The organism is Streptomyces sp. M2CJ-2 (genome assembly GCF_016757295.1).
In the GTDB taxonomy this organism is placed as follows: Bacteria; Actinomycetota; Actinomycetes; order Streptomycetales; family Streptomycetaceae; genus Streptomyces.
The window spans coordinates 1-25,827 of the sequence record NZ_JAESIF010000038.1; the positions used below are offsets into that span (position 1 = coordinate 1).

The 25,827-nt window shown below is 72.2% G+C and carries 20 protein-coding genes, 1 tRNA gene and 1 pseudogene; 9 read left to right on the forward strand and 13 right to left on the reverse strand.

Annotated elements, in window-relative coordinates:
• Window positions 1-549: 549 nt before the first annotated feature.
• Genes JL475_RS24940 through fxsT form a run of 4 tightly spaced genes read left to right on the forward strand, consistent with a single transcriptional unit; the run spans window position 550 to window position 8,916 of the window.
• Entirely contained in the window at window positions 550-1,698 is a 1,149-nt protein-coding gene (locus tag JL475_RS24940; RefSeq protein WP_202280167.1) for a trypsin-like peptidase domain-containing protein, read from the forward strand.
• Complete coding sequence (locus JL475_RS24945) at window positions 1,695-3,227, forward strand: hypothetical protein (protein ID WP_202280168.1); 1,533 nt, start codon at window positions 1,695-1,697, stop codon at window positions 3,225-3,227. Before JL475_RS24940 ends, JL475_RS24945 begins: the two co-directional genes overlap by 4 nt.
• The gene (locus JL475_RS24950; protein WP_202280169.1) at window positions 3,224-4,330 is read left to right on the forward strand and encodes a MoxR family ATPase; all 1,107 of its coding nucleotides are present in this window, start codon (window positions 3,224-3,226) and stop codon (window positions 4,328-4,330) included. The genes JL475_RS24945 and JL475_RS24950 overlap by 4 nt, the downstream gene beginning before the upstream one ends.
• Window positions 4,327-8,916 (forward strand): FxSxx-COOH system tetratricopeptide repeat protein, encoded by a 4,590-nt coding sequence (gene fxsT, locus JL475_RS24955; RefSeq protein WP_202280170.1) that lies wholly within the window; start codon window positions 4,327-4,329, stop codon window positions 8,914-8,916. Before JL475_RS24950 ends, fxsT begins: the two co-directional genes overlap by 4 nt.
• A gap of 52 nt (window positions 8,917-8,968) precedes the next feature.
• Here fxsT and JL475_RS24960 read toward each other — a convergent pair whose 3' ends face one another.
• From JL475_RS24960 to fxsA, 3 genes are read right to left on the reverse strand one after another with little or no spacing between them, the layout of a single operon-like run.
• Window positions 8,969-10,219 carry an HEXXH motif-containing putative peptide modification protein gene (locus tag JL475_RS24960; protein WP_202280171.1) on the reverse strand — a complete coding sequence of 417 codons (1,251 nt, stop codon included), beginning with the start codon at window positions 10,217-10,219 and terminating at the stop codon, window positions 8,969-8,971.
• 11 nt (window positions 10,220-10,230) lie between these two features.
• Window positions 10,231-11,463: an FxsB family cyclophane-forming radical SAM/SPASM peptide maturase gene (locus JL475_RS24965; protein WP_202280172.1), complete on the reverse strand. Its 1,233-nt coding sequence runs from the start codon at window positions 11,461-11,463 to the stop codon at window positions 10,231-10,233.
• The gene (fxsA, locus tag JL475_RS24970) at window positions 11,460-11,726 is read right to left on the reverse strand and encodes an FxSxx-COOH cyclophane-containing RiPP peptide (RefSeq protein WP_202280173.1); all 267 of its coding nucleotides are present in this window, start codon (window positions 11,724-11,726) and stop codon (window positions 11,460-11,462) included. Before fxsA ends, JL475_RS24965 begins: the two co-directional genes overlap by 4 nt.
• A 232-nt stretch (window positions 11,727-11,958) precedes the next feature.
• Here fxsA and JL475_RS24975 point away from each other — a divergent pair, with 232 nt between their 5' ends.
• Window positions 11,959-13,632 (forward strand): chloride channel protein, encoded by a 1,674-nt coding sequence (locus tag JL475_RS24975; protein WP_202280174.1) that lies wholly within the window; start codon window positions 11,959-11,961, stop codon window positions 13,630-13,632.
• Here the strand turns inward: JL475_RS24975 and JL475_RS24980 are convergent.
• The 3 genes and pseudogenes from JL475_RS24980 to JL475_RS40245 all read right to left on the reverse strand — a co-directional run.
• A complete protein-coding gene (locus JL475_RS24980; protein WP_202280175.1) occupies window positions 13,593-14,054 on the reverse strand; it encodes a CU044_2847 family protein in 462 nt (153 codons plus the stop codon). The two genes, JL475_RS24975 and JL475_RS24980, sit on opposite strands and share 40 nt — an antisense overlap.
• A gap of 482 nt (window positions 14,055-14,536) precedes the next feature.
• A tRNA-Pro gene (locus tag JL475_RS24985) sits at window positions 14,537-14,610 on the reverse strand.
• Window positions 14,611-14,700: 90 nt separating this feature from the next.
• Window positions 14,701-14,823, reverse strand: a pseudogene (locus JL475_RS40245) (catechol 2,3-dioxygenase); the annotation flags it as partial.
• A 172-nt stretch (window positions 14,824-14,995) separates the two neighbouring features.
• Here JL475_RS40245 and JL475_RS24990 point away from each other — a divergent pair.
• Window positions 14,996-16,159 carry a Gfo/Idh/MocA family protein gene (locus JL475_RS24990; RefSeq protein ID WP_202280176.1) on the forward strand — a complete coding sequence of 388 codons (1,164 nt, stop codon included), beginning with the start codon at window positions 14,996-14,998 and terminating at the stop codon, window positions 16,157-16,159.
• 3 nt (window positions 16,160-16,162) lie between these two features.
• Here the strand turns inward: JL475_RS24990 and JL475_RS24995 are convergent, their stop codons facing one another.
• Both JL475_RS24995 and JL475_RS25000 read right to left on the reverse strand, forming a co-directional pair.
• Window positions 16,163-16,321 carry a hypothetical protein gene (locus JL475_RS24995; RefSeq protein ID WP_237408181.1) on the reverse strand — a complete coding sequence of 53 codons (159 nt, stop codon included), beginning with the start codon at window positions 16,319-16,321 and terminating at the stop codon, window positions 16,163-16,165.
• Window positions 16,322-16,333: 12 nt separating this feature from the next.
• The gene (locus JL475_RS25000; protein ID WP_202280177.1) at window positions 16,334-17,365 is read right to left on the reverse strand and encodes a LacI family DNA-binding transcriptional regulator; all 1,032 of its coding nucleotides are present in this window, start codon (window positions 17,363-17,365) and stop codon (window positions 16,334-16,336) included.
• A 114-nt stretch (window positions 17,366-17,479) separates the two neighbouring features.
• On the opposite strand from JL475_RS25000, the gene JL475_RS25005 reads away from it, so the two are divergent.
• The 3 genes from JL475_RS25005 (at window position 17,480) to JL475_RS25015 (ending at window position 20,552) form a co-directional block, all read left to right on the forward strand.
• Window positions 17,480-18,667 carry a phytanoyl-CoA dioxygenase family protein gene (locus tag JL475_RS25005; RefSeq protein WP_202280178.1) on the forward strand — a complete coding sequence of 396 codons (1,188 nt, stop codon included), beginning with the start codon at window positions 17,480-17,482 and terminating at the stop codon, window positions 18,665-18,667.
• Window positions 18,668-18,693: 26 nt separating this feature from the next.
• The gene (locus JL475_RS25010; protein ID WP_202280179.1) at window positions 18,694-19,470 is read left to right on the forward strand and encodes an SDR family oxidoreductase; all 777 of its coding nucleotides are present in this window, start codon (window positions 18,694-18,696) and stop codon (window positions 19,468-19,470) included.
• Between the two features lie 77 nt (window positions 19,471-19,547).
• Window positions 19,548-20,552, forward strand: coding sequence for a Gfo/Idh/MocA family oxidoreductase (locus tag JL475_RS25015; protein ID WP_202280180.1), 1,005 nt, complete (start codon window positions 19,548-19,550; stop codon window positions 20,550-20,552).
• Between the two features lie 51 nt (window positions 20,553-20,603).
• On the opposite strand, the gene JL475_RS25020 is transcribed toward JL475_RS25015, so the two are convergent.
• The 5 genes from JL475_RS25020 to JL475_RS25040 are packed head-to-tail and all read right to left on the reverse strand — an operon-like array spanning window position 20,604 to window position 25,580.
• Window positions 20,604-21,623, reverse strand: coding sequence for a Gfo/Idh/MocA family protein (locus JL475_RS25020; protein WP_202280181.1), 1,020 nt, complete (start codon window positions 21,621-21,623; stop codon window positions 20,604-20,606).
• 40 nt (window positions 21,624-21,663) lie between these two features.
• The gene (locus JL475_RS25025) at window positions 21,664-22,566 is read right to left on the reverse strand and encodes a sugar phosphate isomerase/epimerase (RefSeq protein ID WP_202280182.1); all 903 of its coding nucleotides are present in this window, start codon (window positions 22,564-22,566) and stop codon (window positions 21,664-21,666) included.
• 1 nt (window position 22,567) lies between these two features.
• Window positions 22,568-23,479: an ATP-binding cassette domain-containing protein gene (locus JL475_RS25030; RefSeq protein WP_202280183.1), complete on the reverse strand. Its 912-nt coding sequence runs from the start codon at window positions 23,477-23,479 to the stop codon at window positions 22,568-22,570.
• Window positions 23,480-23,484: 5 nt separating this feature from the next.
• Window positions 23,485-24,561, reverse strand: a complete 1,077-nt coding sequence (locus JL475_RS25035) for an ABC transporter permease (RefSeq protein WP_202280184.1) — start codon at window positions 24,559-24,561, stop codon at window positions 23,485-23,487.
• The gene (locus tag JL475_RS25040) at window positions 24,561-25,580 is read right to left on the reverse strand and encodes a sugar ABC transporter substrate-binding protein (protein WP_202280185.1); all 1,020 of its coding nucleotides are present in this window, start codon (window positions 25,578-25,580) and stop codon (window positions 24,561-24,563) included. Before JL475_RS25040 ends, JL475_RS25035 begins: the two co-directional genes overlap by 1 nt.
• Window positions 25,581-25,827: the final 247 nt, after the last annotated feature.

Sequence of the window (25,827 nt, forward strand, 5' to 3'; positions counted from 1 at the left end):
GTCCTTCACCAGCCGGGCGCCGGTGATCCGGTTGTTCTTGTCGGCGCGCCTGCCGACCGGCAGGTCCCTGGTCCACACGAAGAGCGGCACCCCGCCGGCGGCGGTATCACAACGCCCGCGCCCTCTCCGACCAGTGCCTTCCCGCCTCCGGTCGACATCAGGGCGAGGGTGTCTCCGCTGACGACCTGCTCGACGGTCTCCTGCTGCTCCCCGTGGAAAGAGCTGTGGCCGAAAACACGGTGGAGCGCCCACAGGGCGTCGGATTCTCGGAGGAGTCGTCGGAGAGAACCAGTCGTGAAGACTGACGGCCCCGACCGACGCCCTGTCCCCGACCGTCTCGGCCTGCGGAAAACTCCGACGGCGGCATTCGGCCACCCTTCGGCCGTCCCGTCCGATTCAGACGACTTGCCGTGACGCTGACCGGGTATTGCTGCTTAGCATGGCCGTAACACGCGCGCCTCCAGCACCTGGTTCACCGCGGCCGTGCCCGGCCCCGGCGGACGGGGCGCGTGGCGGAGGCTCGTGGAGCGGGGAACGGGGGGCACAGGGGTGGAACATTCACTCGCGGAGTCGTGGCGCGTACGGATCCTGGACGCACAGGGCACGCCGGTCGGCGCAGGGGTGCTCGTGGCCGGCGGCAGGGTGGTGACCTGCGCGCACGTCGTGGAAGGGGCGCTCGGCCCCGACGACGGGGACCCGCGGGAGGCGGAGCTCACGGTGGACTTCTCCGGCTCCCTCGCGCCCGGCGCCGGGCCGGTGCGCGCCGGAGTCGCGCTCCGGGGATGGGCGCCGCCGGACGAGGAGCGGGCCGATGTCGCGGTGCTCGACCTGCACGAGGACGCCCCGGTCGACTGCCGGCCCGCCGGGCTGCGGCCGTGCGGCCCCGCCCGCGACCGGATCGTCCGGGCCTTCGGACAGGTCCTCGGCGCGCCCGCCGGGCTGTGGGTGCGAGCGCGGCTGGTGGGGCCCGGCGGACTGAGCCCCGAGTGGATGCAGCTCGAGGCGGCGGGCGAGGCCGGGGACCGGCTGCGACAGGGCTACAGCGGGGCGGGGGTCGTCGACGACTCCGGGGACGTGATCGGCCTGGTGGTCGCGGAGGACACCCGCGCGGAGCGCCGTACCGGCTGGATGGTCCCGGTCGAGACCCTCGTACGGTACTGCCCCGATCTCGCGGACGCGGTGACCAACCCCGCCACCGGGGCGGACCGGGTCCCGGGCGCCGACGGGCCCCGCGGATCCGGTCCCCACACGCGCCGACCGTACGGCTCGCATCACAGGCTCGGCTCGTACGCTCCGGACCGTGCCCCCGGCTCTTACAACTCGGCCAACGACCCCGGTTCGTACGGATCGGACCGCGACCCCGGCACGGAGGACATCCTTCCGCCACCCTGGCCGCCCAGCGCCGAGCGGGATCTTGCCCGGGTGCTCGTGAAGGTGCGGAGCTTCGCCGATCCGCACCGCCGCGAGCGGGTGCTGCGGGACACCGGGGACCACATAGCCTTCCATGTCGAGCGAACCGGGGTCCTGATCAACGACGCCCGGGCCGTGCTCGGGCTCTGCCTGGAGTACGAGGACGGCATCGACCGGTTCGCGGCGGCGCTGCGCTGGTACGAGTCGGGCTCGCTGCCGATGCGGGAGTTCGACCGAGAGGTCGCCCGGCTGCGTGCGCGGGGGGCCGGCGATGGAGCCGCCCGATGAGCGGCTCCCACGATCCGTACTGGACGCTGGCCCATGAGATGGTCCGGCTCCAGCGCTCGCCCGCGGACACCTCCTCGGCCCGGCGGGCGGCGCTCCGCCGGGTCACGTCGGAGTGCGGGGCGGCCCCGCGCTCGCCCGAGGGCGTCACCGTGGAGGCGCTCGCCTTGGAGCTGGCCTACTGCGCCGACCATCCGGGCGGACTGACCGTCTATCTGGAGGAGTTCTCCCGCGGCCACCAGAAGACGACCAGCTGGCGGACGGTGGAGCGGCTGCACCGGCAGCTCTTCCCTTCGGACCTCCTGGAGCCGCATCACCGCCGGACCCTGTGCGAGCTCCTGGAATCCTGCGAGCAGGCGCCCCGGCTGCGCCCCCTCGCCCTGCGCGTCCTGCACGAGTCCGGCGCCGCCCCGGCCTCCCCCGAGGACTGGGGGTCCGGCCGGGGCCACGACGACCGGCACGGTGAGATCGCGGCCCTGCTGACGGTCTTTGAGGACCTGCCGTACGGCTGGGAGGACGAGCCACACCCCCTGCTCGTCCTCGTCGAGACCGTCGCCGTCCTGGAGGACACCCCGCTCCGGGCCCGGCTGCACGCCTGGAGCGGGCGGGTCGCCGCCCAGCTTGGCTGCCGCAGTCCGCAGCGGCTGGTCCGGCTGCGCGACGAGGTGGCCGCCCGGGCCGGCCGACCGCTCTCCCCGTACCGGTTCCTCGTGGAGATCACCGCGCGCACGCCCGTGTCCCACCTCTACACCGTGCGGTCCTGGGTGGTACCGCCCGGCCCGGACGGAGCACGGCCGTACGGCGAGCCGATGCAGCTGTCCTCACGGTCCGCGATGGAGGAAGAGGTCGCGGGCCGCTATCTGTCCTGCGTGCAGAGGCTCGGGGAGCTGAGCGCGGGGATGGTGGTCGAGTTCCTGCTGCCGAGGCCGCTGCTGTGGCTGCCGGTGGACCAGATCATGGCCCGGCCGCCGGACTCGGTGGCTCGTCCGATCGGCGCCGACCACACGGTCCTGGTCCGCAGCCGGGACCGGTGGGCGAAGCCGCACTGGCGTCCGCAGCTCCACGCGCGGTCCAACCTCCTCACCACCGCCCTGGAGACCGCCTTCGAGTCGGCCGCCGTGCGCGTGGTGCCGTACGGCGAGCAGTTGCGGCCGGTCGAGCTGCTCCGGCAGCTGCGTCACGACCGCGAGCAGCTGGGCTGGCTGTTCCTCGAACCTCCCCCGTACACCGGTGGTTTGGAGGGGGACGCGGTCAACGTGCTGCTGGAGATGGGGATTCCGGTGATCGTGGCGGTGCGCAAGGTGGGCGGCCATCCGGAGGCGGAACGGAAGACACGAAAAGTACTGGCCGGCAGGCTCATGGAACTGCCCGAGCGGGTAAGGATGCTGAGGGGGGAAGTGGGGCCGGACGCGGAGGCGTTCTCCGTTCTGGACCTGCATCGCCACATCAGCCTAGTGTGGGACGGTCGTGACGGACTGGAGGGGGCGGACTCCGCACTGGGGCATCCGTCGACCGGGGGTGGCTTGCCATGAGCGGGACCGTGCACCGCGCGACGGGCGGCACGAGTGGTGCCGGTGGGACCGACGGATCCTCCGTGCCCGGCTGGTGGGTCTTCCGGGACACCGGTGAGCACCGCTCGCCGCAGGACGAGGTGCTGCCGAAGCTTCCCCCGCCGCCGGCCTGGCGCCGTTTCCGGTCGGAGTCCGAGCGCGGTCCGCTGGCCGTGCCGGTGCCCGCCGACGGCCACGACACCTGGCGCCGACTCGGCAGGCGACGCGGCGGCACGCTGAACCCGAAGGTGCTGCACGTCGTCAACGCCGCAATCCATCTGCGCCGCCCTCTGCTCGTCACGGGCGCGCCAGGCACCGGGAAGTCCGCCCTCGCCCACCAGATCGCCTCCGAGCTGGGGCTGGGCGGGGTGCTGTGGTGGCCGGTGGTCAGCCGCACCACGCTCCGCGACGGCCTGTACGACTACGACGCCATCGGCCGGGTCCAGGACGGCCCGCAGCCGGGGCGCCGCTCCTCCACCGGGGACAGCCCACTGCCCGGCATCGGCCGCTACCTCACGCTTGGTCCGCTGGGGACGGCCCTGCTGCCGTGGCGGCGGCCCCGGGTGCTCCTCGTCGACGAGCTGGACAAGAGCGACGTGGACCTCCCCAACGACCTGCTGCACATCTTCGAGGAGGGCGAGTACCGCGTCCCCGAGCTGGAGCGGCTCGCCCAGTCGCAGCGCCAGGTGGAGGTGGCCACCGCCGACCACGACCACCGGGTCACCGTGGCGGCAGGCCGGGTGCGCTGTGCCGAGTTCCCCATCGTAGTGATCACCAGCAACGGGGAACGCGACTTCCCACCCGCCTTTCGCCGCAGGTGTCTGGAGGTGCGGATGCCCGCGCCGGACGGGCAGCGGCTCGCCATAATGGTCGCCTCCCACTTCGGCGGGGCGCTTGACGAGCGGACGCGGGAGCTGGTGCGGGAGTTCGTGGAGCAGCGGGGCGACAGCGCCGACCTTGCCATCGACCAGCTGCTCAACACCGTGCACATGCTCACCAACGGCGCCGCCGAGGCGGACGACGCCTCCTGGCGGCAACTGCGCGACGCCCTCTGGCGGAAACTGTCCTCGGACACCTCACCATGACCGGACCCGGGGGCTCCGCAGAGCCCACGGCCCGCGAATGGGCGGAGGCGATCTGGCTCGCGGAGATAATCGGCCAGGAGGAGGGGCCGCCGGGCCCCGACCCTGACACCGACGACCGGGACACAGGCGATCGGGGCGCCGACGGCCGCGAAACCGGTGCCGCCCTCAACCATCCTTCCGGAGCCTCCCGTACGACGGAGGACATGGCCGAAGCAGCGGACACCGGCACAGGAACGGACGACGGGGCGGACACCCGAACGGGTCCCGGGAGCGGTGTCAGCGGAATGGAGCCGGCCCCGGCGGACGGCTCCTCCGCTCCCGGCGCTGGCGCCACCGGCCAGACCGTCCCCGACGGCCCGCTGCCCGCCCTCCCCCGGGTCTCCCACACGCTCTCCTCCGGCCGGGGGGCCGTCACCGGAGAGGAGTTGCCCGGCGCGCTCCGCGACGCCCGGGGTCTGGCCCGGGCTCTGCGGCCGCTCAATCGTCGGCTGCCGGGCGGCGCCCGGCGGCGGGTGCTGGACGAGGAGGCGACCGCGGTACGGGCGGCCGAGACCGGCCAGTGGAACCCGGTGCTCACCCGGCCGCCCGACCGCTGGTTCGAGGTGGCCTTCGTCGTGGAGCGCAGCGTGTCCATGACGGTGTGGCAGCCAGTGGCCCGCGCGTTCGCCGAACTGCTGCGCATGCAGGGTGCGTTCGCCGACGTACGGCTCTGGTCGCTGGACACCCAGGACGGCAAGCACGCGGTGCTGCGCTCGGCCGACGGGGGGCTTCGGCACAGCCCTGCCGAACTGTTCCATCCGGACGGGCGCCGGATCGTTCTGGTGATGAGCGATTGCGTGGGCGACGCCTGGGCGGGCGGGGCCGCGCCCCGACTGCTGCACACTTGGGGCAGACGCGCGCCCGTCGCCGTGCTGCAGCCGCTTCCGACCCATCTGTGGGACCTCTGCGACGGCGTACCGATGGAACTGCGGGTGCGCGCCCCCGCGCCGGGGCTCCCCAACTCCCGTCTCGAACTGCTGCGGTACGGCCGGTGGGAGCGGCCCCGCGACAGCGACCCGGCCGACCCGCTGCCCGTCCCCGTACCCGTGCTGGAGCTGGAGCCCGACTGGTTCACGGGCTGGGCCCGGATGGTGACCGGGGGCGCCCTGCCATGGGCCGAAACGACCTCGCTGCTGGTGGACGAGCAGGGGCTCACGCCGCACTGCCTGCCTCCGTTCACCTGGGAGGAGCGGCGCCGTCCGGTGCCACCAGACCTGGCGGTGCGGCGGTTCCTGCAGCACGCCTCGCCGACCGCGCGGCGGTTGGCGGCCCGACTCGCGATGGTGCCGCTACGGCCCGAAGTGGTGGAGGCGGTGCGGCAGGGGCCGACGGCGACCGGCGGACCGCTGCCGTTCGCGGAAATCCTGCTGGGCGGACTGCTCGCGTTACGCACCACGGCCGACCAGGGACGGACTGGCGAGGAGTACATGTTCGAGTTCCTGGACGGGGTGCGTTCCCGGCTACTGCGCGGGCTGGGCCGCACCGAGCTGCTGCGCACACTCCAGGAGACCTCCGCGCTGGCCGGACGTGCGGTCGGGGCGCGGTCGGACCTGTTGAGCACCGTGATCGGCAGCCGGGAGAAACCCCACGCGGACACCCTCACCGATCTGGACCGCGAACTCCTCGACGCCGCAGGGCCCGCGCTCAGGGCGCTCGGTCCACCCTATGGTGCGGTTTGGGACCGGGTTCGGGGCACGACTCCGTTCGGTCCGGTCACCACCGGGGAAGGGGTGACGGCGGAGGAGGATCCGGCGGGGAGCGCTCCTGCGGACGGCGCCTCGCGGGCAGGTCGGCCGGCAGACGGCGGAGCGGGCGAGAAGCCGGCTGCGGCCGGACCTCCGCCGACCGACGGAGCAGGAGATGACCCCCGCCCCGGAAACGAGGCCGGAACCGGAGCCGCCTCCGCCCAGCACAACGGCACAATGCCCCCGAACGTAAAGGACACCACCACCATGGAACCCCCACCGGCGGGAGGCACCGCACCGGGTGCCACGTCCCCCGGCTCCGGCGACATCGGCACCGGTCCCGGCACCAAGGGACCGGCCCCCTCCAACCAGTCCCGTTCGCCCCGTTCCGTACCCCTGCCCAATCCGCACTTCGCCGGGCGCGAGACCGAACTGGCCGAGCTGCACCGGCAGCTGGGGACGAGCACGCGGGCCGCTGTCCTGCCGCACGCGCTGCACGGCCTCGGGGGCGTCGGAAAGACGCAGCTCGCACTGAAGTACGTCCAGCTGCATCGGCACGAGTACGACCGGGTGTGGTGGATCGACGCCGAGCAGCCCGCAGTGATCCGCGCCCAGCTGACCATGCTGGCACCGGAACTCGGCCTGGTGCCGGACCCGCAGAGCGATACGGTGGCGCGTGTGCTGGCAGCGCTGGCCTCGGGCGTGCCGCACAACCGCTGGCTGCTGGTGTTCGACAACGCGGGACAGCCCAACGAGGTCATCCCGTATCTGCCGTCACTGATCGGCGACTCCGAGGGAGCCGGGCGCATCCTCATCACCTCGCGCCACGCCGGCTGGTCGGACCGGGTGCTCGCGACCAAGATGGACGTGTTCACCCGCACCGAGAGCCTGGGCTTCCTGCGGGCGCGCGCCCCCTGGGCCAGTCCGGAGCAGGCGGACCAACTGGCCGAACTCCTGGGCGATCTGCCGCTCGCCCTGGAGCAGTGCGCGGCACTGCAGCGACAGACCGGCATCGCGGTGCCGGACTTCCTGACGATGATCGAGCGGCGGCGGGCCGAGGTACTGGCCGAAGGCGTCGACTCGATCACCCTGCCGGTGGCTGTGGTGTGGCGGGCCTCCATGGAGTCGCTGGCCACGCAGACGCCGGGCGCGCTCGAACTCCTGCGCCTGCTGGCCTTCTTCGGGCCCGAGCCGGTGGCGCTGGGCTTCCTGCACGATGCCAGGATGCTGCCGTTGCCCCCGGCGCTCATGCGGCTTGCCCGCGACCCGCTGTCCCGGGGCCGTACCATCCGGGCGATCAACCAGTTCTCACTGCTCACTGTCGACAACGTGGCCGGGACGGTGCAGATGCACCGGCTGGTGCGAGCGGTCCTCCAGGACGAACTGTCGGCACAGACGCAGAGCGACATGCGGCACCTGGTGCACCAGGTCATTGCCGCGCACGACCCGGGCGACACCCAGCGGCCCGAGTACTGGCGGAACTACGCCGACATCCTTCCGCACCTGGAGCCGACGGGGCTGCCGCACTGCGACGACCGGCACATCCGGGACACCGCGACCAACCTGATCTCCTATCTGCTGGCGCGGGGCGTGCTGCGCGGAGCGGCGCAGCTCGGCGAGCGGATCAGCACGGACTGGCGGTCGTTCCTGGGCGCGGACGACCTCCAGACCCTGTGGGCGACGCGGTACCGGGCGAGCGCGCACTGGCAGCTGGCCGAGTTCGCCATCTCGCGGCCGCTGAGTGAGGAGGTGTTGCGGCGGCTTCGGGAGACCGTGGGCGACGACCACGAGTACACGCTCACGGCCGCCGGAGCACTCGCCGCCGACCTGCGGACAGCGGGCCGGTTCGCGGACGCCCTGGAGCTGGACGAGGACGCGTACCGGCGCAGCGTGAGCGTGTACGGGGCAGAGGACCCGTTCGCCCTGCGGGCCGGACACAACTACGGGGTGAGCCTGCGTGTCAATGGGCGCTACGGGGAGGCCCTGGACCTCGACCGGCGCGTCTACCACGACCGCCGCACGGTCCTCGGCCCCACCACGCCCTCCACCCTCTTCTCCGTCAACAACGTGGCCCGAGACATGCGTGAGTGCGGCGAGTACGCGGCGGCGCTGGAGCTCCAGGAACAGACGCTCGCACAGTACCGCGCGCAGTACGGCGACCGGCATCCGCACACCATGCGGGCGATCAAGAACATGTCGGTGACCTGCCGCAAGGCCGGTCGTTTCGACTGGGCGCGGGCGCTGGCCGAGGAGGCGCTCGACCTGTACCTGGCGATCTTCGGGCCGATGCACATCGACACGCTCGCCGCGTTCGCCAACCTCGCCAACGACCTGCGGCTGACGGGCGACGCGGAGGCTGCCGAGCGACAGAGCGCGCAGGCCGTGGAGCAGTACCGGACGGTGCTCGGCGCCGAGCACCCGTTGACGTACGTGGCGGCCGTCAATCACGGTGCGGCGCTGCGCGCGGTGGGCAAGTTCCCGCAGGCGCTCCGGCTCGACCAGGCGACTGCGCCCGGTCTCGAACGGGCGTTGCACGAGACGCATCCGTGGCCGCTGCTCGCGCACGTCAACCTGGCGACGGGACTGGCCAAGGCGGGCGAGCACGAGGCGGCGCGCGACCTGGGTGAGCGGTGTGCCCGAACCCTGGAGGAGTGCTACGGGGACCGGCATCCGGCCACCCTGGCCGCCTTGTGCAACGTGTCGCTCGACCTCGTGTCCTGTGGGGAGGAGGAGCGGGGCGCGGAGCTGCTGGCCTCGGTGGTGCGCCGCTACCACGAAATCCTGGGGGCCGATCACTGGGAGACGCTGTCGGCGGAGGCCGGGCGACGCGCGGAGTGCGACATCGAGCCGCCCCCACTGTGACGCTCCGGCACCCGCAGGGCCGTCGCCCGCATCCGTGGGCCGGGCAGCGGCCTTACGGGAGCGGGCGGCGGTCCCGCTCTTCCCACGAGGCGAGAACGGCGTGCAGGGCACCGAGCAGCCGCCGGCCCTCCTCCGTCGTCCAGTCGTCGTGGGCGGTGAGGGTGGCGAGGGCGGCTGCGGCGGTGCGGCGACAGTGCTCGTACAGCCGCCGGGCGGCGGGGTTGCCGAGCCGCAGTTCGGTGCGCCAGAAGCCGGCCGTGACGAGGAAGGCGGAGCCGCCCTGGAGCAGCGCGGCGGGTGGGCGGGGCCGATCGCTCCAGGGAGCGTCGGCCCGGGCACCGGGCGGGGAATCGAGCAGTTCGACGAGGTCCATGGCGGCGTAGAGCAGCGAGTGCTGGGTCTCGTGGACGAGGTCTGCGGCGAGTTCGGCCGGGTCGTCGACCGGGGAGAGCGCGACCAGTCCGGTCGCGTCGCCGAACGAGGCGCTGCGCCAGCCGGTTCCGTCCTCCCCCGTGAGCGGCACAAGCACGCGCAGCACCTCCGCGACCGTCTCCGCCCGCTCGGGGTGACGTGCCGTCAGCAAGTGCCAGGCGCCGTCGAGTCGATGGCCCCAGCCCGCGTGCTCGGCAGGCGACAGGGGGCGGGGCTGCAGGGGGGCCGGACCGCCGAGCCGCAGCGGGTCGAGGGTGTCGAGCCGTACGGCGGCCCGGCCGCCGAGGCGCAGCCTCGGCACGGGGAACCAGCCCCCGGTGCCGTCGGGAGCGGCCGCCGAGGCGCCGTGGATCGGTACCGGCCGCTCCCCGTCCCGTACGGCCGCAGCGCCGCTCCCGTCGCACAGGACGGTGGCGGCGCAGGGGCCTGGGTCCGGGAAGAGGACAGCGCCGAGTCCGGGCAGGACCAGCGCTGTACCGTTCGCGACCGGCACCCGGATCCGGAAGCGGAGCCCGGCGCGGAGGGCTGCCGCGGCGGCGAAACGGGCCAGTCCGGGAGCGGGTTCGCGATCGGTGCCGCGCACGGTTACGCCCTCGGGGGTACGAGGATGGGAGTGCCGCGCAAGCCAGGCGCCGGCCTCCGGGTCGCCGAGCAGTTCGGCGAAGACCTCCGGCCGGGCGCGGCGGACCTCGGCGAGCAGGGCCACCGCCGCCGCCCAGTGCGGGTCGGCCCGGTGACACTGGTGGGCGACGCGAAGCAGCAGGAGGTTGCGGTTGCGGCGGGCGGTGCGCAGGGCGGCGAGGACGGCCGGGCCGGGGGCACCGGCCGCCAGGGGCTCCCAGAAGTCCTGCCGGAAAACACGCGGAGGCAAGGACCGGATACTCATCCGCCGTGCTCCGCACCCCGGCAGCCCGGGGCCCGCCCTGCCGTCGCCATCGCCTTCGCCGTCGCCGCCGTCGGGAGGTCGGCAGCGACGGTCTGTGCCACATGGCCGATGAACCGGGCGAGGTCGGGGCAGTACACGGACGGGTTGTCGTGACCCACGCCGCCGGATCCCTCCCGGTAGCGGTGCGGATAGTGGCCGCCGCCGCACACAGCGACCAGCGGACAGGCCTGACAGGCGGCGCAGAGCCCCGTCCGGTCGGCCTGGCGGGCCGCGACGCCCGGGTGGCGGAGCAGCACGTCGAACGGGTCGCGGTACACGCTGAGTCCCGTCCGGTCGGCGCCGTCGTAGGTGGTCTTGAGGTGGTCGGAGAGGGTGAGTGAACCGTCGGTGTCGATCACGGCGAGCCGACTCGGGCCGCCGCCGATCACCTCGCTGCTGGAATCACCGCCGAGCAGCAGGTCGATCACCGACTCGAAGAGGGTGACACGCGGCGCCCGACCCGCACTTCCGTACCAGCGGTCGAAGACCTGGACGAGCCAGTCGGCGTACGGGGTGCGGGCCGGGTCCGGGACGCGGCCGGGCGGGGGGACGGTCCAGTTGCCGAGCGGCAGGATGAGGGTGAGGGCAGGCGGGTTGTACGAGAGCAGGTGGTCGTACGTGGCGAGCGGGTCGGTCGAGGGGTCGACCGTGGTGAGCAGCCCGCCCCAGAGCGGACGGTGCTCGGGGCGAGCGAGGAGTTCCAGCGCGGTGGCCACCCGGGCGTGGCTGCCGCGGCCGGCCGGGTCGCGGCGGTACCGGTCGTGGACGGCGGGCGGGCCGTCCAGGCTGACCCCGATCTGGATGTCCTCGGCGTGGCAGAGCCTCAGGACCGTCTCGTCGAGGAGGGTGCCGTTGGTCTGGAGGGCCACCTCGGCACGGGTGGCGGCGGGCAGCACGGCCCGCAGTCCGCGGACGAACCGGGCGAGGAACTCCCCACCCGCGAGCAGGGGTTCGCCGCCATGCAGGATCACCCGAACGGAACGGAGGGCGTGACTGCGGGCGTGCTCGGCGATCCGCAGGGCGAGCCGCCCTGCCGTCGCGGGGGTCATTCGGACCGGCTGGGTGCGCCAGCCCCTGTCCTCGCTCTCGTACACATAGCAGTAGCGGCAGGCGAGATTGCAGCGGCTGTGCACCTTGACCAGGAACTCCCGGAACGGAAGCGGCGGCCGGGACCGTTCGGGCACGGTCACACCAGGAGGTCGTCGACGGGCACGGCGGACGAGTCGTAGGCGGCGAGCGGCGCCTCCTCGGCCCTCAGCCGGTCGAGGACGCGCCTGGCAGCGCGTGCTAGCACCGGATTCGGCGCGTCGAGGAGCTCCTCCAGCGGAAGCCCCGCGAGATCCGGGAGACAGGAAACCGCCGGGAGGTCCGCCGGTTCCGCCGGGTCCATCAGCTCTGGCGCCCTCGCGGGCGGTACGACGTCCGGACCTCGCTCGAGTGGACCGGCCCTCATGCACTCCCCCTGTCGCGCGCGTATCCCACGGCCCGCCCGCCTCCGGCGTCTCTGCGCTCCGTCGTGCGCGGAGACGTGCGGGCTCCTCCCCGTGTCATGACCACTCATCGACCTCGCCAAACAGATGGCCGATCACCGGCGGTGTGATCGAGGCGGCGCGGCGGTGGCGCGGACCTGCCCTTCCCTGGGCCACAATGCTATGCGAAATGACCCGAACAGCCAGGGAGATCCGATGAGTTGGAAGCGAAAGACCACAGCACCTCGCTCCAGCGCCGGTCGCCCTCTGCCATGGTCCGCGGCCCGGCTGTTCCCCTCTCCGGGAGCATCGGCCGACCCACTGTCCCGCTGGATCGTGCCGGCCCTGCTGATCGGCACGGTAGCGGGGCTGGGCGCAGTGGCGCTGTTCGGACTGCTGCATCTGTGCACCGAGTTACTCCTCGAAGACATCGCCGGATTCCGCCCGTATCGGACCTCCTCCGAGGGCGGCCCTCGCGACCTGGTCCCGTCCGAACGCCCCTGGGCCGTCCCACTGGTGGCCGCCGGGGGCGCGCTCCTCGCCACCGCGTTCGCCCTCTGGCTGGCCCCAGAAGCGCGCGGACACGGGACGGACGCCGCGATCTCCGCCGCACACCACGATCCGGCCGGGATGCGCGGCCGGACGACCGTGGTGAAGCTCGTCGCGTCGGCGCTGACCATCGGTTCCGGCGGTTCGGGCGGTACGGAGGGGCCCGCCGCGCAGATCTCTGCGGCATTCGGCTCGGTGATCGCCCGCCGTACCGGCATGTCCCGTCGACAGGCCCGCACCGCCCTGGTGATCGGTCTCGCCTCGGGCGTCGGCGCGATCTTCCAGGCCCCGTTGGGCGGGGCGCTGCTCGGCGCGGAGCTCCTGTACCGCAGGGACATGGACGCCCGGGTGCTGCCCAAGGCGCTCGTGGCGGCCTGCGCGGGCTGGCTGGTCTTCGGCGCGTGCTACGGCTTCGCGCCCGTCCTCGGGCGGCACGCGCCGGACGGGCCGGGCTTCGGAGCGAGCGACTTCGTCCTGATCGCCGTGACCGGGCTGCTGTGCGGACTGGCCGGCCGGCTCTACACCAGCGCCTTCTACGCCGTGCACCTGCGCACCGAGGATCGCGTCCGGTCCGTACCGGCCCGGATCGCCACTCCGGTGGCCGCCGCCCTGCTCGTGGGCATCCTCGGGCTGCTCGTGCCCGGCGTGCTCGGCACGGGGTACGGCCTGATGGAGGCGCTCACCGACCGCGAACTCGTCGCCGGGCTTCCCGTACTGCTGCTACTCGCCATCCCGCTCGCGAAGATCGCGGGCACGGCCCTGACCGTCGGCTCCGGCGGCTCCGGCGGTATCTTCGGACCGTGCATGGTCGTGGGTGCGGGGACGGGCGCGCTCGCCTGGCGCCTCGGCGAGGCGCTGCACCTGCCGTCGGCCGGACCGTTCCCGTACGTGGTGGTGGGCATGGCCGCCTGCCTGGGTCCCGTGGCCAACGCGCCGCTCGGCGTGCTGGTCATGGCGACGGAGATGGTCGCGGACGCCTCCCTCCTGGGGCCGGGCATGCTGGCGGTCCTGTGTGCGTCGGCAGTGACGGGACGCACGACGCTGTACCGCAGCCAGTTGGAACGCCGGACGTGGAAGCCACGGGAGACGGCTGAGGAGCAGGACGAAACGACAAAGAGCCGCTCCGGGACGGCGCACACCCCGGGCCCGGCTCCAGCACCGGCCCGGACTCCCGAACAGGAGCCCGGGCCGTCACCGGAACCGAAGTCCGCACACGTGGCTACCAGCAGGGTGACGGGGGCAGGCTCGACGGCGAGCCCGGTGGCCGGGCCTGTCCCCGGGCCCGCGGACCAGCCGATGGCTCAGCCCTCGCCGTCCGCCCCCGCCTGCGCGTCCGACTGACCTGCGGCCGCGTCGTCTCCGTTCCCGCCTCCGGCCGGGACCGACGTGGTCGAGGACGCTTCGACCTCCTCGGGCTGTCGGTGCTGCTCGCCCCGCTCCCAGACCACCTTGACCTTGAGGTGCCCCTCGACCCCGGTACGGGCGATCACCGCACCGGTCTCCACGTTGAACTTCACCCCGAACTCGAGCTCCACGGCCGACGGCGGGGCAGGCAGCGACACCATCCGTTCCAGCGTCCGCCCGGCCATCTGCCGGACCTGGTCGAGCCCTTCCTCGAACCGTCCCGCCGCGACATCTACGGCACCGTTCCCCGACCGGTTACGGCCCCGGGCCCGCACGATCTCCGGATTCTGGTCCTCGAAAGCCACGTACACCGAGGCGTCCCCGTCGCCGAGTTCGAACCGCGCCAACTCCTCCGGCATGTCCCCTCCGCCTGCTCCGGACCGGGCCGTGCGCCCGACGGCGCCAGCCTACGGCGCACAGCACCGAAGCACACCGACGCGGACCACCTCGCCGGACAGGCCCGCAGCCGGCGCCGAACCGCTCGACCACCGGGTGCCTCACCGCTGGTGGGACCGCAGCGCGTCGAGATTGTCGTTGGTAGTGACCAGCCACACGCGGCGGACGTCGGCCCGACGGCACCTGCCTTCGGTCAGCAACCCCAGAACACAAGTACGAACATCGACCGCTGTCGGCAGGGGCGTTGGATGGGCGCGGGCGTGCGAGCATCGTTCCGTGGAGGGCGGAAAGTGCGCACGCCGACGGGCCGTACGGCGCGCCTTGACCGGGTCAAGGCGCGCTTCAGCCCAGTCAAGTGTTCTGGTCCCCAGCCGGTCCCCGAGAATGATCGAGGGGCCATTTCAGATCTCCTCTGAGATGACCCCTGACCTGCGACTTCGTAAAGTCGGGACGACAGGATTTGAACCTGCGACCCCTTGACCCCCAGTCAAGTGCGCTACCAAGCTGCGCCACGTCCCGTTGCGTTCCGCGCGGCGAACCGCGTGATCTCGCAGGTCAACCCTACCTCATGCGGAGTGCGGTCCGTCGCCCGGCGGTGTGCCGTGGGCCTGGGTCGCACAACTCGACGCGGTTGCCGCCCGGTTCGCGGACCCGGCGGAAGAACACCTGCTGAACGGCGTGCTTGTGCGGTCCCGTCTCGACGAACACATCGGTGCCGACGGTGAGATCGGCGCGAGGGAGTCGACGTGGTCGAGCCGCCGTACTCCCACGTCCTGTCGGGTTCGACCTGCGGCTCCTTGACACTCTCACCCGAACACGCTCAAGGTTTGTCTGGACAAGCAGGACGGATCTTGAACGGATGACGGAACGGTCCGGTGACGGAACGGTCCAGGGAAGGGCTCTCATGGTGGATACGCTCGGTGTCGCCGTCGTCGGATTCGGCTGGATGGGGCGGGTGCACACCCAGGCGTACGCGCGCGTGCCGCACCACTATCCGCAGCTCGCCCTGCGCCCTGAGCTGATCACGGTCGCCGAGGAGGTGCCGGGCCGGGCCGAGGAGGCCGCCGCACGGTTCGGGTTCGCCGGCACGACCCGCGACTGGCGCGAGGTGGCCGCCGACCCACGGGTCCGGGCGGTCAGCATCACGGCCCCGAACTTCCTGCACCGCGAGATCGGTGTCGCGATGGCGGAGGCCGGGAAGCACATCTGGATCGAGAAGCCCGTCGGTCTCACCGCCGAGGACGCCCGCGCGGTGGCCGACGCCGTCGCCAAGGCCGGTGTCCGCAGCGCGGTCGGCTTCAACTACCGCAACGCGCCCGCCGTCGAGGCGGCCCGCACGCTGATCGCCTCCGGTGACATCGGCACCGTCACCCATGCCCGCATCCGCCTGTTCAGCGACTACGCCGCCCACCCCGAGTCCGCGCTGACCTGGCGCTACGAACGGGAGCGCGGCGGCAGCGGAGTCCTCGGCGACCTGGCCTCGCACGGCGCCGACCTGGCCCGCTTCCTGCTCGGCGACATCGCCTCGCTGACCGCCGACACGGCGATCTTCCTGCCGGAGCGGGCCCGCCCGGCCGGGGCCACGGCCGGCCACTCCCGCGCCACCGGCGGCGAACTCGGCCCGGTGGAGAACGAGGACTACGTGAACTGCCTGCTGCGCTTCGCCTCCGGCGCGCGCGGGGTGCTGGAGGCCTGCCGGGTCTCGGTCGGCGAGCAGAACAACTACGGCTTCGAGGTGCACGGCACCAAGGGCGCCGTGTTCTGGGACTTCCGCCGGATGAACGAACTCGGCGTCAGCCGCGGCACCGCGTACCAGGACCAGCCGGTGAGCACGGTCTACGTCGGTCCGGGCGACGGTGAGTTCGGCGCGTTCCAGCCGGGCGCGGCGAACGCCATGGGCTACGACGACCTCAAGGTCGTCGAGGCGTACCGGTTCCTGCGTTCCGTCGCCGAGGGCGTCCCGTACGGCGCCACCCTCGCCGACGCCGTGCACAGCGCGAGCGTGCTGGACGCCATGGCCCGGTCGGCCGAGCAGGGGGCATGGGTGACGGTGGACGCGGCGTCGTGAGCGTCAGCCGGAGGCCGCCGCCTCCCCGCGGCCCAGCCAGACCTCGACCGGGATCAGCACCAGCCACCACCACACGGCGGCGGGCCCGATCAGCAGGGCCGGCGGGACGGCCAGGAGGAACACCGCCACCGTCACGCCCGGCCCGCCGCCCGTTCGCCACACGCCGTCACCCCGTCACGTCACGGCCTGCGACGGCATGTTGTAGGGCGTGACCACCTGGATCGGGGACGGCAGGGTGGGGCCCGCGGGCGGCAGGGCGCCGTGCGCGCGCATCACGATGTGGCAGGCCTCGCGCAGGTCCTGGCGCAGGTCGTGGTGGAGCACCGCGGACAGGCGGTGCTCCCGCAGCAGCCGGGTGTTGTCGTGGTCGAGGTCGTGTGCGACGAACACGGCGCACTCCCGCCCGGCGTCCTCGAAGGCCCGCAGGGTCGCGATGTTGCCGCCGCCGATCGAGTAGACCGCGCGGATGTCCGGGTCGTGGTCCAGGGCGGCCCGGACGAGGTCGTACTGGGTGGTGTCCAGGCCCTGGCCCTCGGCGATCTCGACGAGGGCGCGCCCGGGGTGCCGGGCGCGCATGGCGGCCCGGAAGCCCATCTCGCGTTCCTCCTCGTTGCGGAAGAACCCGCTGCTGAGGCTGGTGAGCACATGGCCGGGCCGGTCCCCCAGCCACTGGCCCACGAGATAGGCGGCGGTGGCGCCCGCGGCCCGGTTGTCGCTGCCGACACAGCCGACCCGGGCGCTCGTCGGCAGGTCGGTCACCAGGGTCACCACCGGGATGCCCACCGCGGCGAGCCGGCCGACGGCGGCGGTGATTTCGGGGACGTCCGGCGCCTTGAGGATCACGCCCTGCGAGCCGCGCCGGGCGATCCGGTCGAGGACGGCGGTCAGTTCCTCGGCGGGGCCGGTCTCGCGGAAGTGGAAGCGGGAGCGGACCACCGCCGGGTGCAGCGCGGGCAGTTCGGCCTCCAGGGCGGCGCGCACGGCGGTGGAGAACCGCTCGGGCGACTGCATCACGATGTCCACCATGAACGTGCGGCCGACCAGCCGGACCTGGGTGCGCTGCCGGTCCAGGTCGGCGATCGCGCGGTGCACCTCCTGCGCGGTGCTCTCCCGCACCCCGCCGCGGCCGTTGAGGACCCGGTCGACCGTGGCTTCGCTCAGCCCTGCCTGACGTGCGATTTCCCTGATCGGGAAGGGGTGGCCCATGCGCCGGCTCCTGAGGATCCTGAGGGGTTTTTGATGGCTGGCTGATGGTTGTTCGAAGGCTTTGTACTGACAAGAATGGCAGAGCCGAGTCCCCCGTGACCCGAAAGGACGAACATGTCCTTCTCCACCGCTTCCACCCCGGCCCAGCCGTCCACGGAGCAGCGGCCCTGGCTGTCCGAGCAGGACTGCGACCTGGACGCCTTCCGTGCCCTGGTCGAGCAGACCACGGAAGGCGCCGACTACCCGTACGCCTCGGCCGTGGAGCAGAACGTGCTGCTCTACGACGCCGACCGGCTCGCCCTCGCGGACCGCCGCGACGCGCAGGCCGAGCTGGTGCGCGCCCTCTCGGGCGGCCCCGGCATCGTGGTCGTCCGGGGTGCCTTCCCCGATCCGGCGGTCGTGGACCGGGCCACCGCCGTGTTCGACGCCCTGATCGCCGAGCAGCGCGCCACGGGCGCCGCCGCCGGCGACCACTTCGCCAAGCCGGGCGCCAACGACCGGGTGTGGAACGCCCTGGAGAAGACCGCCCTCCACGACCCGCAGACCTTCGCGGACTACTACGCCAACGACGTGATCGCCCTGGTCTCCTCGGCCTGGCTCGGCCCCGGCTACCAGGTCACCTCCCAGATCAACGTGGTCAACCCGGGCGGCGCCGCCCAGACCGTGCACCGCGACTACCACCTGGGCTTCCTGTCCAACGAGGTCGCCACCGCCTACCCGGCGCACGTGCACCGCCTCTCCCCCGTGCTCACCCTCCAGGGCGCGGTCGCGCACTGCGACATGCCCGTCGAGTCCGGTCCCACGCTGTATCTGCCGCACTCGCAGAAGTACGGGCCCGGCTACCTCGCCTGGCGGCTCCCTGAGTTCCAGGCGTACTTCGAGGAGCACCACGTGCAGCTGCCGCTCGCCAAGGGCGACGCGGTCTTCTTCAACCCGGCTCTGTTCCACGCCGCCGGCGCCAACCGCTCGGCGGACATCCGGCGCATGGCCAACCTGCTCCAGGTGTCCTCCGCGTTCGGGCGGGCCATGGAGACGGTGGACCGCGAGGCCGTGACCGGAGCCGTCTACCCGGCGCTGCTCAAGGGCCGGGCGGAGGGCGCCGGCGAGCAGTGGCAGGAGAACGTGATCGCGGCGAGCGCCGAGGGCTACCCCTTCCCCACCAACCTCGACAACGACCCGCCGGTCGACGGTCTGGCCCCGCCCTCGCAGGCCGACCTCGTACGGCGGGCGCTGCGCGAGGAGTGGACCGCGCGGACCCTGCGGGACGCGCTGCGGGCCGCAGCCAAACGGCGCGACAGCTGAAAGGACCGGACCCCAGGAGCACAGTCATGGGACTTCTCGACGACAAGGTCGTCCTCGTCAACGGCGGCAGCCAGGGCGTCGGCGCCGCCGTCGCGCGGGCCGCCGTCCGCGAGGGGGCGGTCGTGGCCGTCACCGGGCGCCGCCCCGAGCCCGGTGAGGCCCTGGTGGCGGAGCTGACGGCCGCGGGCGGCGAGGCGATGTTCGTCCGCGCCGACCTGGCGGACGCCGAGCAGGCGAAGGGGTCCGTCACCCAGGTGGTGCGGGCCCACGGCCGGGTCGACTGCCTGGTCAACTCGGCGGGGCTGACCGCCCGCGGCACGCTGCTGGACACCACGCCGGAGCTGTTCGACCAGCACGTCGCGATCAACCTCAAGGCACCGTTCTTCGCCATGCAGGCCGCCGTGGCGGACATGGTGCGGCGCGAGGCGCCCGGCACGGTCGTCAACATCATCACCTCGTCGGCGCACGGCGGGCAGCCGTTCCTCGCGCCCTATGTCGCCGCCAAGGCCGGGCTCATGGGCCTGACGCGGAACGCCGCCCACGCCCACCGCTGGGACCGGATCCGGATCAACGGCCTGAACATCGGCTGGACGGCGACCGAGGGCGAGGACGCCACCCAGCGCACCTTCCACGCCGCCGGCGACGACTGGCGCGAGCGGGCCGCCGCCCGGCTGCCGATGGGCAGGCTGGGCCGGCCGGACGAGATCGCCGACTTCGTGGTCCTCCTGCTGTCCGACCGCTCCGGCGTGGTCACCGGCTCCGTGATCGACTGGGACCAGAACGTCCTCGGCGGCCTCGACTGACCTCCCCCGCTCTGCCGCGGTCCGCTCGTACGCGCCCCCGCACCCCCGCACCCCCGCACCCAAGGAGCACCAACCCCATGCGCATCGGAATCCTCGGCCTCGGCCGCATCGGCGCCTTCCACGCCGAGACCCTCTCCGGGCTCGACGCCGTCGAGTCGCTCGTCGTCTCCGACCCCTTCGCGGACGCCGCGAAGGCCGCCGCGGACCGGTTCGACGCCGAGGTCGCCGACTCCCCCGAGGCCGTGCTCGCGGCCGGGGTGGACGGCGTGGTGGTCGCCGCGGCAACCGACGCCCACCCGGGACTGATCCTCGCCTGTGTCGAGGCGGGCGTCCCCGTGTTCTGCGAGAAGCCCGTGGCCGGCACGATGGCCGAGGGCGTACGGGTGTTGAAGGCGGTCGAGGGCCGGGACGTGCCGATCCAGATCGGCTACAACCGCCGGTTCGACGCCGCCTTCCTCGCCGCGCGGGCCGCCGTGCACAGCGGCGAACTCGGCACGCTGCACACCGTGCGCTCCACCACGCTGGACCCGGCGCCGCCGCCGGCCGCGTACATCGCCGCGTCCGGCGGCATCTTCCGCGACTGCTCCGTGCACGACTTCGACATCATCCGCTGGGTGACCGGCCGTGAGGTGACCGAGGTGTACGCGGTGGGCGGCAACCGGGGCGCCGACTACATCAGGGAGGCGGGCGACGCCGACACCACCGGCGCGATCCTCACCCTGGACGACGGCACCATCGCCGTGGTGTCCAACAGCCGCCACAATGCCCGTGGTTACGACGTCCGCATGGAGATCCACGGTTTCCAGGACTCCATCGCGGTCGGCCTGGAGGACAAGCTGCCGCTCCGGTCGGTGGAGCCGGGCACGACGTTCCCCTCCGGCACCCCGCACGACTTCTTCATGGACCGCTTCACCGCGGCCTACCGGGCCGAACTGACCGCGTTCACCGAGGTCGTGGCCGGGTCCCGCCCCTCTCCCTGCACGATCGAGGACGCGCTGGAGGCGGGCTGGATCGCGGAGGCGTGCACCCTCTCGCTGCACGAGCACCGCCCCGTCACCCTCGAGGAGGTACGTCAGGCATGAGCGTGGGGGCCGTCCTTCCGAAGGACGGCCCCCACCACGCGTCACGTCGTCTCACCGGTACAGCGGGGGCTTCTTTGCCAGTTCGACCGCGACCCGGCCGCCTTCCTCCAGGGCCCGCACGCCGGCCTCGCAGACGGCGGCCGCCGCGTAGCCGTCCCAGGTGCTGGGACCGGTGATCTCGCCCCGGCGGGTGGTGTCCACCCAGGCCTGGACCTCGTCGTCGTAGGCCTGGGCGAAGCGTTCGGCCCAGTCCTGGGCGATGGTGCCGCCCCAGCGGCCGGCCATGTGGGTGACCAGGTCGTGGCCGTCGCCGATGCGGGCGGTGCCCCGTTCGCAGACCGCCTCGGCCTGGACCTGGTAGCCGAAGCCGCAGTTGACGAAGATCTCGACGTCGCTGATCGCCCCGCCGTCGGTCTCCAGGACGACGAACTGCGGGTCGCGCAGTCCGTCCGGGGCGCCGGCGGAGGGGGTGGGGCGCAGTACCGTGACCGCGGTGATCTCGTGGCCCAGCAGCCAGCGGGTGGCGTCCACTTCGTGTGCCACGGAGTCGCTGATCAGCATGGAGCTGGTGAAGAACGGCGGGCTGGCCACGTTGCGGTGCCGGTTGTGGAGCATCAGGGGGCGGCCCAGCTGCCCGCTCTCCAACAGGGCTTTGAGGCGGACGTACTCGGCGTCGTAGCGGCGCATGAAGCCGACCTGGACGCGGCGGTGGCCGAGTGCCTGTTCGGCTTCCATGACGCGCAGCGCGGAGGCCGCGTCGGGGGTGAGGGGTTTCTCGCACAGGACGGGCAGGTCGTGCTCGAACGCGGTGAGCAGGGCCGCCTCGTGGGCCGGCCCCGGGGAGGCGATGAGGACGGCGTCGACGTCGGCCGCCGCCATCGCGGCGGCCGGGTCGGTGTGGGCGGTGCAGCCGTCGACGCCGGCGGCCACCGCCTTGGCCCGTTCCGCGTCGACGTCGACGACGGCGGTGACCCGCGCGCCGCTGATGACCTGGTCGATACGGCGTACGTGGTCCGCGCCCATGCGGCCCGTGCCGATGACGGCGATTCCCAGGGGTCCCTGCCGGTTCATGTCGTCGCCTCCCCTTTCCGGGTGGTCGGACTCCTGGCCGTCAGGCGCCGCAGGAGCGGAGGAACTTGCGGGTGCGGACCGCGATCGGCAGCGGCTTGTCCGGTTCGCAGGGGTACATGTCCTGCTCGACGATCGCGAACAGGTCCACGCCCAGTTTCTGGGCGGCCGTGAGGACCGGGCCCAGCTCCGGTACACCGGCGGGCGGTTCGCACATCACGCCGCGCTGCACGGCGGGGCCGAACGGGATCTCGTTCTCGACCACGTCGGCGAGGATCTCCGGGTCGACCTGCTTGAGGTGCAGATAGCCGATGCGTTCGCCGTAGGTCTCGATCAGCTTGACGCTGTCGCCGCCGCAGTAGGCGTAGTGGCCGGTGTCGAGGCAGAGGTTGACCAGGGAGGAGTCGGTGGAGTCGAGGAAGCGCTCGACGTGTTCCTCGGTGTCGATGTGGGTGTCGGCGTGCGGGTGGACGACGATGTCGAGATCGTAGGTGTCCCGCACCTGCCGGGCGAGGCGTTCCATGCCCTGGGTGAGGCGGCCCCACTGCTCGGTGGTGAGCTCCGGGGCCTCCAGGATCTCGGCGGTCTTGTCGTCGCGCCAGAAGGACGGGATGACGACGAGGTGCTCGGCGCCCATGGCCTGGGTGAGGGAGGCGACCCGGCCGACCTGCTCCCAGGTGGACTCCCACTCGGAGGGGCCGCGGTGCAGTCCGCAGAAGATGGTGCCGGCGGAGACCTTGAGGTCCCGCTTCTCCACCTCGTCGGTGAGGCGGGCGGGGTCGGTCGGGAGGTAGCCGTAGGGGCCGAGTTCGATCCAGGAGTAGCCGGCCTCGGCGACCTCGTCGAGGAAGCGCTGCCAGGGCACCTGCTGCGGGTCGTCGGGGAACCAGACGCCCCAGGAGTCGGGGGCGGAGCCCACCCGGATGCGGTCGAGCGCGACTGCCATGTCAGGTCTTTCCTTCCGGGGATGCCGCTGCGGGGGTCTGGAGGTCCTCCGCCTCGGGGAGCTCCTCCACGTCGACGCCGCGCACCTGTGCCAGCTCGTGCTTGAGGGCGGCGAGTTCGGTGCCGCCGGCCATGTGGTTGGTGAGTTCCTCGAGGGTGACGTCGCTGCGGGAGGCGGAGAGCTCCATGGTGCCCAGGCGCAGGACGCTGAAGTGGTCGCCGACCATGTAGGCGTGGTGCGGGTTGTGGGTGATGAAGATGACGCCGAGGCCGCGGTCGCGGGCGGCGGCGATGTACCTCAGCACCACACCGGACTGTTTGACGCCGAGCGCGGCGGTGGGCTCGTCGAGGATGAGGACGCGGGCGCCGAAGTAGACGGCACGGGCGATGGCCACGCACTGGCGCTGGCCGCCGGAGAGGGTGCCGATGGGCTGCTCCAGGTCGTCCAGGACGATGCCCATGTTGCGCAGTTCCTCGTCCGCGGTCCTCTTCATCCGGTCGATGTCGAGGCGGCGCAGGGGCCAGGGGCCCTTGGTCATCTCGGAACCGAGGAAGAAGTTGCGCCACACCGGCATCAGCGGGACGACGGCGAGGTCCTGGTAGACGGTGGCGATGCCCTGGTCGAGGGCCTCGCGCGGGGTGGAGAAGCGTACCGGGGTGCCGTCGACGAGGAACTCGCCCTCGGTGTGCTGGTGCAGTCCGGAGACGATCTTGATGAGGGTGGACTTGCCGGCGCCGTTGTCCCCGAGGACGCAGGTCACCTTGCCGGGGTGGACGGTCAGGTCGACACCGTGCAGGGCGCGGATGTTGCCGTAGGACTTGCCGGCGCCGCGGAGTTCGACCAGGGGGTGCTCCCCGCCTGGGTCGGTGTCCTTGAGGACGGCACCGTGGGTGCCGGTCGTGTCGTCGGTCATCGCTGTCACCTCCGGGTCGCCGTGCGCTGGACCCACAGATTGATGAGGACGGCGCCGAGGAGCATGACGCCGAGGAAGGCCTTGAACCAGTCGGGGTTCCAGCCTGCGTAGACGATGCCCTGCTGCACCATGCCGAACATGAAGGCGCCGAAGACCGGGCCGATCGCGGAGCCGTAGCCGCCGGTCATCAGGCAGCCGCCGATCACCGCGGCGGCGATGTAGATGAGCTCCTGGCCCACGCCCTCGCCGGACTGCACGGTGTTGAAGGAGAAGAGCTGGTGCATGCCGACGAACCAGGCGCCGAAGCCGACCAGCATGTACAGGGAGATCTTGGTGAAGTTCACCGGCACGCCGACGGCGCGGGCGCTCTCCTTGTTGCCGCCGACCGCGAAGATCCAGTTGCCGTACTTGGTGCGGAGCAGCACCCAGGCGGCGAGGACGGCGAAGACCAGCCACCACACGATGGTGATCTTCACCTGGACGCCGCCCAGCTCGAAGCTGGAGGCGAAGAGGGCCTTGGCCTGGTCGAAGCCGTCCATGTCGCTGATGTCGTCGGTCGCGACGTTCCCGGTGACCGTCTTGGTCACGGCCAGGTTGACGCCCTGGAGGATCAGGAAGGTGCCGAGGGTGACCAGGAAGCTGGGCAGGCCCGTCTTCATCAGGAACCAGCCGTTGAACATGCCGACGGCGAGGGACACCGCGAGGGCGGCGATGACGCCCACCCATACGTTCATGGACAGCTGGTAGGCGAGCATGCTCGCGGTGAGCGCCGAGGTGACCACGGCGACGCCGGCCGAGAGGTCGACCTCGCCGCCGATCATCAGCAGCGCCACCGGCAGGGCCATGATGCCGATGGTCGAGGACTGGTACAGGATGTTCGCCATCGAGCTGCTGTCCCGCATCGGCGGGGCGGCGATCAGGAAGAACACCAGAACGACCACGACGCCGAGGAAGACGCCGACCTCGGGCCTGGCCAGCAGTCTGCGGAGCGGTGTGCGCGGCGCGGTGCGGCCGTCGTTCGCCTTCGGGCCGGAGGCCGGCGGTGGGGTCACCGCCGGCTCAGCCTGTCGGGTCACGCTCATCACCGAGTGCCCTTCGCGGCGTACTCGGAGACCGCGTCGACGTTGGACTTGTCGACGAACGCCGGGCCGGTCAGCACCGGCTGCTCACCGCCGCCGCTGTAGTTGCCGTTGTTCTCGTAGAGCCACAGGCCGTCGATGGCGAGGTAGCCCTGGAGGTAGGGCTGCTGGTCCACGGCGAACTCGATGTCGCCGGCCTGGATCGCCTTGGTCAGGTCCTTGTTGAGGTCGAAGGTGGCGACCTTCGCCTTGCTGCCGGCGTCGCCCACCGACTGCACCGCGGTCGGCGCGAACGGGGCGCCGAGGGTGGCGACGTAGTCGATGGCGGAGTCCTGCTTGAGCTTGGCGGTGATCGTCGACTTCACCGACGGCATGTCGACGCCGTTGACGTTGAGGATCTGGGTCTTGCCCTCGAAGGTCTTCTTCAGGCCGTCGCAGCGCTGGGTCAGGCCGACGTTGCCCTGCTCGTGGACGACGCAGACGGTGTTCTTCGCGCCCACCTCGTTCAGCTTCTTACCGAAGGCCTCACCCGCGACGGACTCGTCCTGACCGAAGAACTCGAGCAGGCCGAGGTCCTTCCAGTCGCTCAGGCCGGAGTTGAGGCCGACGACGGGTATGCCGGCCTTCGTCGCCTTGTCGATGACGCTCTTGAGCGCGTCCGGCTTGGCGAGGGTGACGGCGATGCCGTCGACCTTCTGGTCGATCGCGTTCTGCACCAGGTTGGCCTGGTTGCCCGCGTTCGGGTCGAAGGAGTAGACGAGCTTGACGTTGTCCTTGGCGGCGGCGGCCTCGGCGCCCTTGCGGACGATGTCCCAGAAGGTGTCGCCGGGCGCCTGGTGCGTGACGAGGGCCACCGTCATGCGGGGCGTGCTCGCCTTGCCCGCCGAGGAGGCGTCCGTGCCTTCCTCGGACTTCTTGCCGCCGGAACCGCTGGAGCAGCCGGCGAGGGTCAGGGCAGCCGCCGCGGCCACCGCGACGAACGGCGCGATTCTGCGGGGGCGGTTGTGAGAAGAGCGGTCCATCTTTGCCTGCACCTCACTGTGCTACGCGGAAAAAGGGCGGGTTCCGAGGATCCTCCCCGGAGCCTCGGACGTCCGGTCTGTCGTGCGAAACGGCTGTCGTGCTGGGACGGGATCAAATCCCTTGACGCACACTCTGTCAATACTTTGTTAAGACATCATTTCACTTGCTAGTCCGAATGTAAGTACAAACTATTGACATCGTCGCCCTCCGCGACCTACACCTGAGAGGCGGCAGGTCCCCGGTTTC

Coding starts and splice junctions, on each gene's coding strand:
- JL475_RS24945 (WP_202280168.1), top strand. CDS start 1,695: ATGAGCGGCTCCCACGATCCGTACTGGACGCTGGCCCATGAGATGGTC.
- JL475_RS24950 (WP_202280169.1), top strand. CDS start 3,224: ATGAGCGGGACCGTGCACCGCGCGACGGGCGGCACGAGTGGTGCCGGT.
- fxsT (WP_202280170.1), top strand. CDS start 4,327: ATGACCGGACCCGGGGGCTCCGCAGAGCCCACGGCCCGCGAATGGGCG.
- fxsA (WP_202280173.1), bottom strand. CDS start 11,726: ATGAGGGCCGGTCCACTCGAGCGAGGTCCGGACGTCGTACCGCCCGCG.
- JL475_RS24975 (WP_202280174.1), top strand. CDS start 11,959: ATGAGTTGGAAGCGAAAGACCACAGCACCTCGCTCCAGCGCCGGTCGC.
- JL475_RS24980 (WP_202280175.1), bottom strand. CDS start 14,054: ATGCCGGAGGAGTTGGCGCGGTTCGAACTCGGCGACGGGGACGCCTCG.
- JL475_RS24990 (WP_202280176.1), top strand. CDS start 14,996: ATGGTGGATACGCTCGGTGTCGCCGTCGTCGGATTCGGCTGGATGGGG.
- JL475_RS25000 (WP_202280177.1), bottom strand. CDS start 17,365: ATGGGCCACCCCTTCCCGATCAGGGAAATCGCACGTCAGGCAGGGCTG.
- JL475_RS25005 (WP_202280178.1), top strand. CDS start 17,480: ATGTCCTTCTCCACCGCTTCCACCCCGGCCCAGCCGTCCACGGAGCAG.
- JL475_RS25010 (WP_202280179.1), top strand. CDS start 18,694: ATGGGACTTCTCGACGACAAGGTCGTCCTCGTCAACGGCGGCAGCCAG.
- JL475_RS25015 (WP_202280180.1), top strand. CDS start 19,548: ATGCGCATCGGAATCCTCGGCCTCGGCCGCATCGGCGCCTTCCACGCC.
- JL475_RS25020 (WP_202280181.1), bottom strand. CDS start 21,623: ATGAACCGGCAGGGACCCCTGGGAATCGCCGTCATCGGCACGGGCCGC.
- JL475_RS25025 (WP_202280182.1), bottom strand. CDS start 22,566: ATGGCAGTCGCGCTCGACCGCATCCGGGTGGGCTCCGCCCCCGACTCC.
- JL475_RS25030 (WP_202280183.1), bottom strand. CDS start 23,479: ATGACCGACGACACGACCGGCACCCACGGTGCCGTCCTCAAGGACACC.
- JL475_RS25035 (WP_202280184.1), bottom strand. CDS start 24,561: ATGAGCGTGACCCGACAGGCTGAGCCGGCGGTGACCCCACCGCCGGCC.
- JL475_RS25040 (WP_202280185.1), bottom strand. CDS start 25,580: ATGGACCGCTCTTCTCACAACCGCCCCCGCAGAATCGCGCCGTTCGTC.